Origin of the sequence: Pseudomonas sp. FSL W5-0203, from assembly GCF_001896155.1 — a bacterium.
Classification (GTDB): domain Bacteria; phylum Pseudomonadota; class Gammaproteobacteria; order Pseudomonadales; family Pseudomonadaceae; genus Aquipseudomonas; species Aquipseudomonas paracarnis.
The window spans coordinates 26,459-37,357 of record NZ_MPOR01000047.1 but is presented as its reverse complement, the minus strand read 5'-3'; the positions used below and the strand labels follow the sequence as shown (position 1 = coordinate 37,357).

At 58.7% G+C, this 10,899-nt stretch carries 11 protein-coding genes; 9 read left to right on the top strand and 2 right to left on the bottom strand.

Annotated features, from left to right (window positions below):
- Positions 1-922 (bottom strand): ribonucleotide-diphosphate reductase subunit beta (locus BOP96_RS25965; protein WP_073454386.1); only part of this gene is annotated, 922 nt, incomplete at its 3' end.
- Between the two features lie 480 nt (positions 923-1,402).
- On the opposite strand from BOP96_RS25965, the gene vapB reads away from it, so the two are divergent.
- Positions 1,403-1,633, top strand: coding sequence for a type II toxin-antitoxin system VapB family antitoxin (gene vapB, locus BOP96_RS25960; RefSeq protein ID WP_014719603.1), 231 nt, complete (start codon positions 1,403-1,405; stop codon positions 1,631-1,633).
- Positions 1,630-2,043, top strand: a complete 414-nt coding sequence (locus tag BOP96_RS25955; RefSeq protein WP_073454384.1) for a type II toxin-antitoxin system VapC family toxin — start codon at positions 1,630-1,632, stop codon at positions 2,041-2,043. The genes vapB and BOP96_RS25955 overlap by 4 nt, the downstream gene beginning before the upstream one ends.
- Before the next feature lie 137 nt (positions 2,044-2,180).
- Here BOP96_RS25955 and BOP96_RS25950 read toward each other — a convergent pair whose 3' ends face one another.
- On the bottom strand, positions 2,181-2,450 hold the full coding sequence (locus tag BOP96_RS25950) for a DUF2790 domain-containing protein (protein ID WP_014719601.1): 270 nt from the start codon (positions 2,448-2,450) through the stop codon (positions 2,181-2,183).
- 397 nt (positions 2,451-2,847) lie between these two features.
- Here BOP96_RS25950 and acs point away from each other — a divergent pair, with 397 nt between their 5' ends.
- From acs to argR, 7 genes are all read left to right on the top strand, one after another.
- Positions 2,848-4,803, top strand: coding sequence for an acetate--CoA ligase (acs, locus tag BOP96_RS25945; protein WP_005790645.1), 1,956 nt, complete (start codon positions 2,848-2,850; stop codon positions 4,801-4,803).
- A 695-nt stretch (positions 4,804-5,498) separates the two neighbouring features.
- The gene (locus BOP96_RS25940; protein WP_020302951.1) at positions 5,499-6,284 is read left to right on the top strand and encodes an ABC transporter substrate-binding protein; all 786 of its coding nucleotides are present in this window, start codon (positions 5,499-5,501) and stop codon (positions 6,282-6,284) included.
- A 91-nt stretch (positions 6,285-6,375) separates the two neighbouring features.
- Positions 6,376-7,065, top strand: a complete 690-nt coding sequence (locus BOP96_RS25935; protein ID WP_003193627.1) for an ABC transporter permease — start codon at positions 6,376-6,378, stop codon at positions 7,063-7,065.
- Entirely contained in the window at positions 7,062-7,760 is a 699-nt protein-coding gene (locus BOP96_RS25930) for an ABC transporter permease (protein ID WP_003193625.1), read from the top strand. Before BOP96_RS25935 ends, BOP96_RS25930 begins: the two co-directional genes overlap by 4 nt.
- A gap of 1 nt (position 7,761) precedes the next feature.
- The gene (locus tag BOP96_RS25925) at positions 7,762-8,874 is read left to right on the top strand and encodes a succinylglutamate desuccinylase/aspartoacylase family protein (RefSeq protein ID WP_014719599.1); all 1,113 of its coding nucleotides are present in this window, start codon (positions 7,762-7,764) and stop codon (positions 8,872-8,874) included.
- A 27-nt stretch (positions 8,875-8,901) separates the two neighbouring features.
- Positions 8,902-9,666 (top strand): ABC transporter ATP-binding protein, encoded by a 765-nt coding sequence (locus BOP96_RS25920; RefSeq protein ID WP_014719598.1) that lies wholly within the window; start codon positions 8,902-8,904, stop codon positions 9,664-9,666.
- A gap of 246 nt (positions 9,667-9,912) precedes the next feature.
- Positions 9,913-10,893, top strand: a complete 981-nt coding sequence (argR, locus tag BOP96_RS25915) for a transcriptional regulator ArgR (protein WP_014719597.1) — start codon at positions 9,913-9,915, stop codon at positions 10,891-10,893.
- Positions 10,894-10,899 lie beyond the last annotated feature (6 nt).

Genomic DNA, 10,899 nt, shown 5'->3' with positions numbered 1-10,899 from the left:
GGTTGATCACGTCGATACCGAAGTTCAGGTGCATCGACTCATCGCGCAGGATGTACTGGAACTGCTCGGCCACGCCGGTCATCTTGTTGCGGCGGCCCATGGACAGGATCTGGGTGAAGCCGCAGTAGAAGAAGATGCCTTCCAGCACGCAGTAGTAGGCGACCAGGTTGCGCAGCAGCTCTTTGTCGGTGTCGACGGTGCCGGTTTCGAACTTCGGATCGGAGATCGAGCGGGTGTACTTGAGGCCCCAGGCGGCCTTTTTGGCGACCGATGGAATCTCGTGGTACATGTTGAAGATCTCGCCTTCATCCATGGCCAGCGATTCGATGCAGTACTGGTAGGCGTGGGTGTGGATCGCTTCTTCGAAGGCCTGGCGCAGGATGTACTGGCGGCACTCCGGGTTGGTGATCAGGCGGTACACGGCCAGCACCAGGTTGTTGGCTACCAGGGAGTCGGCGGTGGAGAAGAAGCCCAGGTTGCGCATGACGATACGGCGCTCGTCGTCGGTCAGGCCTTCGGGGTTTTTCCACAGGGCGATGTCGGCGGTCATGTTGACCTCTTGCGGCATCCAGTGGTTGGCGCAGCCGTCGAGGTACTTCTGCCAGGCCCAGTCGTACTTGAATGGCACGAGTTGGTTGAGGTCGGCGCGGCAGTTGATCATGCGCTTTTCATCAACGGCGACGCGGGCTGAGGCACCTTCCAGCTCGGCGAGGCCTTCGGCGACGTCGAGTTTGTCCAGGGCGGCCTTGGCGCGCACGATGGCGGCGGAGTCGTTGGCGGTGACGGCGCGGGCTTCCACGGCGGCAGCGGCGCCGGCACCGTCGAGGCGGTCCATGTTGGCTTCGGTGGCGTGGCCGGCGTTGGCGCCTTTGGCGGCTACTTCGCCTTCTTCTTCTTTGTCGAATTCGTCCCAGCTCAGCATGACGTGTCGTCTCCTGCGTGAGGGCTCAAAGGTGCCCGTGTGAAACCGGATGGTTGGGTGTTCACACGGCCCTAGGGCCGCGGTGGATCTTAAGGAATCGTTTGTTGCAACAGCTCGCGCAGGCAAATAAACGGAATCAGGTTGCGGGTGCTGCATGAGGCTTGAGGGGCGCAGCGATGCGTGCTTGCTGCAGCGCAGGCTCAAGGTCTGGCTCTTTATCCCTGTGTAAAGGGATATTGCAGGCCCGATTTACCCGCGCATTATAGGGAAAAAATTGGGTTTGTGTTGCGGCGGATGGTCACTGATTAGAGACAAAAAGGACGCTTTTTAAGCCGGGGTGAGAGTTTTCGGGCTGTTGCTGTCGCAAGTTTTTTTAGCAGCTGGCACACGTCTCCGATCGTCGGCCAATTGCCATATGTCTTGCATAGGCTTCAGGGCGTCCTTACATTGCATATGTTAGGCATAGGTAGAGGATGAATCATGCGCACAGTCTCAATTTTTAAAAATGGAAAGAACCAGGCTATTCGATTTCCAAACGACATGGCCTATGAGGGAGTCGGTGAGCTCGAAATCACCCGCAATGGAGATACGATTACATTACGACCTGTCAGACCTAGCTGGGGGTCGCTGAGTGAGTTACCCAGGGCGGACGAAGATTTTCTTCAGGAGCGTCAGGACGTTGTTGGCGATGAAGGCAGGTTCAACCTGTGACGACATACATGCTGGATACCTGCATTTGCTCGTTCATCATGCGTGAGCGGCCCGAGTGCGTGCTTAAACGTCTGGCCTTGGAGGTGGCGAGGAGCAATCGAATCGTGATTTCGGCCATAAGCTATGCCGAAATGCGATATGGACAGATTGGGAAAAAGGCATCGTCCAAACACAAGACGTTAGTCGATGAGTTTGTGAAGCGACTCGATGAAGTGTTGCCGTGGGGCGTGGCGGCGGTGGACGCGACGGTTGAGGTGAAGCGAAGCCTGACCGAGCAAGGGGCGATCATCGGCCAAAATGATACTGCTATTGCAGGGCATGCAATTGCTTCGGGGTGTACGTTGGTGACCAACAATATTCGGGAGTTCAGTCGCGTAGCGGGGTTGTCTTACGAGGATTGGGTCCATTAACCGGAGCGGGTGTTATGGCTGAAATCGCCATCGCAGGCAAGCCAGCTCCCACGATTGATGTGGGGTGTATTCAAGGGCGGGTTCTTGGCCGCAAGAACGATTTCTTGCGGCAATTAAGAATCCAACTTCAGAAGTTGTTAGCCGTTAGAGCAACCATTGCCCATCACTTGATAGTTAAGAATATGACGCTGGCCTTGCGAATCTTCATATTCCATCTTCACCGGTACAACTTCGCAGACTTCTGGAATGCTGCTCATGGACAAGACTTTGGCCACATCCAGGTGAGTGCTGTAGGTGTAGTCCTCAACGATCGGGGCGTTCTGGCCGGCCAGTTCAGTCGGGGCTTCGTCCGCCAGGGCGGCGGTGGCGCACAGGCTGCTCAGGGCCATCACTAATAACGCTTTCATTGCTTCATTACCTTCTTCAGGGCGAAAGGGGGCACGGGGCCCTTGTGAGGCCACGTGTGTCACTTAAAAGTTGGGAAGTTCGGATTAACGTTGCCTTCGTGGGGGCTGTTGCGTTGTTAATCAGAGTGCCTTGTTGGCGGAGTTGATTTTAGGCGCCTCGGTTATATTCATATACCCGTGGTTTTGATAAACACTTTTGGCGGTTTTTGTAACAATCCCTCAATCAAGATTTTTTCAGAAACCTGTCAGCCGCCGCAGCACGCGGGCCAGAGCGGTGAAACGGCATAGCAGGGCAATTTGTAGGGTCTTGTTACTACCATCGTCGAATGGTTCTATAGGCCCACCCCGGCTACAACAGGGGCCATACAACAACAACTATGTCACCGAGGTAAGAAAGATGAGTGCGGCTTCCCTGTACCCCGTTCGCCCCGAAGTAGCAGCCAATACGCTGACCGACGAGGCGACCTACAAGGCCATGTACCAGCAGTCGGTGGTCAACCCCGATGGCTTCTGGCGTGAGCAAGCCAAGCGCCTTGACTGGGTCAAGCCTTTCACCGCGGTGAAGCAGACCTCTTTCGACGACCACCATGTCGACATCAAATGGTTCGCCGATGGCACCCTGAACGTTTCCTACAATTGCCTGGACCGTCACCTCGCCGAGCGTGGCGACCAGATCGCAATCATCTGGGAGGGCGACGACCCTGCCGAGAGCCGTAATATCACCTACCGCGAGCTGCACGAGGAAGTCTGCAAGTTCGCCAACGCCTTGCGCGGCCAGGATGTGCACCGCGGCGATGTGGTGACTATCTATATGCCGATGATTCCCGAAGCCGTGGTCGCCATGCTGGCCTGTACCCGCATCGGCGCGATCCATTCGGTGGTGTTTGGCGGTTTTTCCCCAGAAGCCCTGGCCGGTCGCATCATCGACTGTAAGTCGAAAGTGGTGATTACCGCTGACGAAGGCATCCGCGCTGGTAAGAAGATTCCGCTGAAGGCTAACGTTGACGACGCGCTGACCAACCCGGAAACCAGCAGCATCCAGAAGGTGATCGTGTGCAAGCGCACCAATGGCGCGATCAAGTGGAACCAGCATCGAGACATCTGGTACGAAGACCTGATGAAAGTGGCGGGTACTGTGTGTGCGCCAAAAGAGATGGGTGCCGAAGAAGCGCTGTTTATCCTCTATACCTCTGGCTCTACCGGCAAGCCTAAAGGCGTGCAGCACACCACCGGCGGCTACCTGCTCTATGCGGCCCTGACCCACGAGCGTGTATTCGACTATCGCCCGGGCGAAATCTACTGGTGCACTGCCGACGTGGGCTGGGTCACTGGCCACACCTACATCGTCTACGGCCCGCTGGCCAATGGCGCGACCACGCTGCTGTTCGAAGGCGTGCCGAACTACCCGGACATCACCCGCGTGGCGAAGATCGTCGACAAGCACAAGGTCAACATCCTCTACACCGCACCGACTGCGATCCGCGCGATGATGGCTTCCGGCACCGCAGCCTGCGAAGGCGCCGACGGCAGTAGCCTGCGCCTGCTGGGTTCGGTGGGCGAGCCGATCAACCCGGAAGCCTGGGACTGGTACTACAAGAACGTCGGCCAATCCCGTTGCCCGATCGTCGACACCTGGTGGCAAACCGAAACCGGCGCCACGCTGATGAGCCCACTGCCAGGCGCCCATGCGTTGAAGCCGGGTTCGGCGGCACGGCCGTTCTTCGGGGTGGTGCCGGCGTTGGTGGACAACCTGGGCAACATCATCGAAGGCGCCGCCGAAGGCAACCTGGTGATTCTGGATTCCTGGCCAGGCCAGGCGCGTACCCTGTACGGCGACCATGACCGTTTTGTCGACACCTACTTCAAGACCTTCCGCGGCATGTACTTCACCGGTGACGGCGCGCGTCGCGATGAGGACGGTTACTGGTGGATCACGGGCCGTGTGGATGACGTGTTGAACGTGTCCGGCCACCGCATGGGCACTGCCGAGATTGAAAGCGCCATGGTTGCGCACCCCAAAGTCGCCGAGGCGGCGGTGGTGGGTGTGCCGCATGACATCAAGGGGCAGGGCATTTATGTGTATGTCACCTTGAAGAATGGTGAAGAGCCCAACGAAGCACTGCGCCTGGAACTGAAGAACTGGGTACGCAAGGAAATCGGGCCGATTGCCTCGCCGGATGTGATCCAGTGGGCGCCTGGGTTGCCAAAAACGCGCTCGGGGAAAATCATGCGGCGCATTTTGCGCAAGATCGCCACGGCTGAATACGATGGGTTGGGGGATATCTCTACCTTGGCAGATCCAAGCGTGGTGGCGCATTTGATTGAAACGCACAAGACCATGAACGTCGCGTAAGCGGAGTAGGTGGGACAAAGCCCCATTCGGTGCAGGCCGGGTGGGGCTTTTTTGTACGGCCTCAAGACCGCCCAGATTTAGTGTGGGAGCTGGCTTGCCTGCGATAGGGGTATGTCAGGCAAAGGTTGGTTGGCTGAGGCATCCCTATCGCAGGCAAGCCAGCTCCCACAGTTCAGATTGCATTTCATAAGGGGGTATGGATGGCGGTCTGACAGACCTGCAAGCCACCAAACCAATAAATATCGGTTTTCCCCGTAGGACGTTTCTGAATGTTACCGCCTCGCTCAAATGTGTAACCGCCCGCACAAACCTGGGGCGATGGACCACGCCTACGCCCCGAAAAACCGCGTTCTAGACATCCCCACAAATAAGATTAAACGCCAGACTTGCCGTGCTAGAAGGGTTTGCGAATAATAGGCCCGCAATTTGCAGCATCATCAGGTTTAATATCTTTTGTCTCTGCATAAAATTCAGAGGCTGTCAATGAGCTGGAACCGCTTTCTCAGTGCTTCTGTAAATTGTTGTCGCATTGAGGAAATATCGGCCTCCGGCCTGTCGTTAGAATGCCGATCACTCGCTCGTCGTCGCAGGTGTCGCCCGCGCAGGACGCAGCACCGCTATTCGGTTACACCTTCGCCGCATCGTGGGCCATGGCTCATACTGCTGTTTTTGCCCTATACCGATGGAGTCCCAAGATGAAGAAACTCGTGCTGTTGGGCGCCCTGGCGCTGTCCGTGCTGTCCATGCAGGCTTTCGCCGAAGGCAAGCCGCTGAAAATTGGTATCGAAGCGGCTTACCCTCCGTTTGCCTCGAAGGCGCCGGATGGCAGCATCGTCGGTTTTGACTACGACATCGGCAATGCGCTGTGCAAGCAGATGGACGTCAAGTGCACCTGGGTCGAGCAGGAATTCGATGGTCTGATCCCGGCACTCAAAGTGCGCAAGATCGACGCGATCCTGTCGTCCATGTCTATTACTGACGACCGCAAGAAATCCGTGGACTTCACCACCCGCTACTACCTGACCCCAGCTCGTCTGGTGATGAAGGAAGGCACCACCGTCAGCGACAGCCTGGATGAACTCAAGGGCAAGAAGATCGGTGTGCAGCGCGGTTCGATCCACGACCGTTTCGCCCGTGAAGTCCTGGCGCCAAAGGGTGCCGACATCAAGGGCTACAGCACCCAGAACGAAATCTACCTGGACGTGGCTGCCGGCCGCCTCGATGGTACCGTGGCTGACGCCACCCTGCTGCAAGACGGTTTCCTGAAAACCGACGCCGGCAAAGGCTACGCGTTCACCGGTCCGGCGTTTACCGACGTCAAATACTTCGGCGACGGCGTAGGCATCGCGGTACGCAAAGGCGACAAGGAAAACCTTGAGCGCATCAATGCGGCCATCGCTGCAATCCGTGCCAACGGCGAATACAAGAAAATCCAGGACAAGTACTTCGACTTCGATATTTACGGCGCTGACGCCAAGTAACTCATCGCAGCTGTCCGTCCGAAATGGCGCAAGCAACAGTCATCCTGAAGTTTGCGCCATTTTTTCATCCCCCTTTTCGAGGACCTGAATCATGTTGAAAGGCTACGGGGCCGTCATCCTCGATGGCGCATGGTTGACGCTTCAGCTCGCCTTGTCGTCCATGGCCTTGGCCATCGTTCTGGGTCTGATCGGGGTCGCGCTACGCCTGTCGCCGGTACGCTGGCTGGCTTGGCTGGGCGACCTGTACTCCACGGTGATCCGCGGGATCCCCGACCTGGTGCTGATCCTGCTGATTTTCTACGGCGGTCAGGACTTGCTCAACCGCGTCGCGCCGTTGCTGGGCTTTGACGACTATATCGACTTGAACCCCCTGGCCGCCGGTATCGGCACCCTGGGTTTTATCTTTGGCGCTTACCTGTCGGAAACTTTCCGTGGCGCCTTCATGGCCATTCCCAAGGGGCAGGCTGAAGCCGGCCTGGCGTATGGCATGAGCAGCTTCCAGGTGTTTTTCCGGGTGATGGTGCCGCAGATGATTCGGCTGGCGATCCCCGGGTTTACCAACAACTGGCTGGTATTGACCAAGGCCACCGCGCTGATTTCGGTGGTGGGTCTGCAAGACATGATGTTCAAGGCCAAGCAGGCGGCAGACGCCACCCGCGAGCCTTTTACCTTCTTCCTCGCAGTGGCGGCGATGTACCTGGTGATCACCAGCGTGTCGTTGCTGGCCTTGCGTTACCTTGAGAAGCGCTACTCGGTAGGCGTAAGGGCGGCTGATCTATGATCTTCGACTACAACGTCATCTGGGAGGCCATGCCGCTGTACCTTGGCGGCTTGCTGACCACCCTGAAACTGCTCGCTATCTCGCTGTTCTTCGGCCTGCTCGCAGCCTTGCCCCTGGGCTTGATGCGCGTGTCCAAGCAGCCGATCGTCAATGGCGTGGCCTGGCTTTATACCTACGTGATCCGCGGCACGCCGATGCTGGTGCAGCTGTTTTTGATCTACTACGGCCTGGCGCAGTTCGAGGTGGTGCGCGAAAGCTTCCTGTGGCCGCTGCTGTCCAGTGCCACGTTCTGTGCGTGCCTGGCGTTTGCCATCAACACCAGCGCCTATACCGCCGAGATCATCGCCGGCAGCCTCAAGGCCACGCCTAACGGTGAAATCGAAGCGGCCAAGGCCATGGGCATGTCGCGCTACAAACTGTACCGCCGCATCCTGTTGCCGTCGGCCCTGCGCCGTGCGCTGCCGCAGTACAGCAACGAAGTGATCATGATGCTGCAGACCACCAGTCTGGCCTCCATCGTCACGCTGATCGACATCACCGGTGCCGCGCGCACGGTGAACGCCCAGTATTACCTGCCGTTCGAAGCCTATATCACCGCCGGCGTGTTCTACCTGTGCCTGACCTTCATCCTGGTGCGCCTGTTCAAGTTGGCCGAGCGCCGCTGGCTGAGCTACCTGGCTCCACGGAAGCACTGACATGGAACGTATCGATCATCTGCTGCCCTGGGGGCATTTGGGCTGCGAACGCCAACTGAGCGTGTTTCGTTTCGGCAGTGGCGAGCGCAAGGCCTATATCCAGGCCAGCCTGCACGCCGATGAATTGCCGGGTATGCGTGCCGCGTGGGAGCTGAAAAAACGCCTCACCACGCTGGAACAGCAGGGCGCCCTCAACGGCGTGATCGAGTTGGTGCCGGTCGCCAACCCGATGGGGCTCGGCCAGTTGTTGCAGGGCAGCCACCAAGGGCGTTTCGAAGTCGGCAGCGGCAAGAATTTCAACCGCGATTTCGTCGAACTGAGCGAGCCGGTGGCCGAGTTGCTGCAAGGCAAGCTGGGGGACGACCCGCACGCCAATGTGCGCCTGATTCGCCAGGCCATGAGCGATACACTCACCGCCTTGCCCGAGCCGAGCAGCCAGTTGCAAGGCATGCAGCGTATCCTGCTGAGCCATGCCTGCACCGCCGATGTGGTGCTGGACCTGCATTGCGATGCTGAGGCAGCGCTGCATATGTACGCGCTGCCCCAGCACTGGCCGCAGTGGCGTTCGTTGTCGGCACATTTGAATGTGAAGGTCGGCCTGCTGGCGGAGGATTCCGGCGGCAGTTCGTTTGACGAGGCGTGCTCGTTGCCGTGGCTGCGTTTGTCGCGCCTGTTCCCCGAGGCGCAAATTCCGCTGGCCTGTCTGGCGACGACGTTGGAATTGGGCGGCCAGGCCGACACCGGCCGTGATGAAGCCATCTTCCACGCCGAAGGCATCCTTGCGTTCCTCGCCGAACAAGGCTTGATCAAGGGCGAGTGGCCCGCGCCGCAACACGAACCTTGCGAAGGTGTGCCTTTCGAGGGCACCGAACTGCTGTTCGCGCCCCATGCCGGGGTGATCAGTTACCTGCGTAAAGCGGGCGACTGGGTAGAAACCGGCGACGAGATTTTTGAAGTGATTGACCCCCTGACTGACCGCGTAAGCACTATTTGCGCGGGCACCTCGGGGGTGTTGTTTGCCGTTGAACGGCTACGTTATGCCCAAGCGGGTTTCTGGCTGGCCAAGGTGGCGGGGCGCGAAGCGCTGCGTCACGGGCGCTTGCTCAACGACTGACCACCTGTTTTTGTGAGAACCGACCGCATGTACAAGCTTGAAGTCCAAGACCTGCATAAACGCTATGGCAGTCATGAAGTGCTCAAAGGTGTGTCCCTGGCCGCCGCCGCCGGTGATGTGATCAGCATCATCGGTTCCAGCGGTTCGGGCAAAAGTACCTTTTTGCGCTGCATCAACCTGCTGGAGCAGCCCCACGCCGGCAAGATTTTGCTCAATAACGAAGAGCTGAAACTGGTGGCCAACAAGGACGGCGCCATGAAGGCTGCCGACCCCAAGCAGTTGCAGCGCATGCGTTCGCGCCTGTCCATGGTGTTCCAGCATTTCAACCTGTGGTCGCACATGACCGCGATTGAAAACGTGATGGAAGCCCCGGTGCACGTGTTGGGCATATCCAAGAAAGAAGCCCGCGAGAAGGCCGAGCATTACCTGGCCAAAGTCGGCGTGGGCCATCGTAAGGATGCGTTCCCCGGCCACATGTCCGGTGGCGAGCAGCAGCGCGTAGCGATTGCCCGTGCACTGGCGATGGAGCCTGAGGTGATGCTGTTCGACGAACCTACTTCTGCGCTGGATCCGGAGCTGGTAGGCGAAGTACTCAAGGTGATGCAGGACCTGGCCCAGGAAGGCCGCACCATGGTGGTCGTGACCCACGAAATGGGCTTTGCCCGCGAAGTGTCGAACCAATTGGTGTTTTTGCACAAAGGCATCGTTGAAGAGCGTGGCAACCCGCGGGAAGTGCTGGTGAACCCGCAGTCGGAACGGTTGCAGCAGTTCCTCTCTGGCAGTTTGAAATAATCAAGACTGCTTTTGTGCACCGGGATAGTGCATGCTCCGCAGTCTTGAGGTAAGCCCCGATCCCCTGTGGGAGCTGGCTTGCCTGCGATAGCGATGTATCAGCCAATGATGTGTTAACTGACCCACCGCCATCGCAGGCAAGCCAGCTCCCACTGTTGATCTGTGTTTGTTTAGGGATTTGTAGTTGATTACGGGCTAGCATTGGCCCACAGCTTCTTTCACCGTTTTCGCTCCGGATAGCACTCCATGACCGCCCACAAAATTGGTTTCCTGATTTGGCCCAGCACAAAAGCCCTCACGCTTGCGCTGGCTGAGGAGGCCTTGCGCGTTGCCCAGCGGGTGCATCCGGATGTGATCTACGAGTTGTCGTTCCTGCTCGCCGAACCCGCCGTCGAAGGTGCCTGGCAACTGCCGGGCGAGCCGTGGGCCGGTAAGCTGGAGGGTTTTCAGAAGTTGTTCCTGTTGGCCGACGAACCGCCGACGGTCATCGCTTCGCCACTGAGCTCCGCGCTCAAGCAGCTTGTTCGGGCGGGGTGTGTGATCGGCGGCTTGTCAGCGGGGGTGTACCCGTTGGCCCAACTGGGCCTGCTCGATGGCTACCGCGCCGCCGTGCACTGGCGCTGGCAGGACGATTTCGCCGAGCGTTTCCCCAAGGTCATCGCCACCAGCCACCTGTTTGACTGGGACCGTGATCGCCTGACCGCTTGCGGCGGCATGTCGGTACTTGACCTGCTGTTGGCGGTATTGGCCCGTGACCATGGCGCCGAGTTGGCCGGTGCTGTGTCTGAAGAACTGGTGGTGGAGCGCATCCGCGAAGGCGGCGAGCGCCAGCGTATCCCGCTGCAAAACCGCCTGGGCTCCAGCCACCCTAAGCTGACCCAGGCGGTATTGCTGATGGAGGCCAATATCGAAGAGCCGCTGACCACCGACGAAATCGCCCAGCACGTGTGTGTTTCACGACGACAACTTGAACGCATCTTCAAGCAATACCTCAACCGCGTCCCCAGCCAGTATTACCTGGAGCTGCGCCTGAACAAGGCGCGCCAGATGCTGATGCAAACCAGCAAGTCGATCATCCAGATCGGCCTGTCCTGCGGCTTCTCCTCGGGGCCGCACTTCTCCAGCGCCTACCGCAATTTCTTCGGCGCCACTCCTCGCGAAGATCGCAACCAGCGTCGCAGCAGCAGCCCGTTCGAGTTGTCGTCGGTGCCTTCCGAGCGCGGGTGAGCTGCG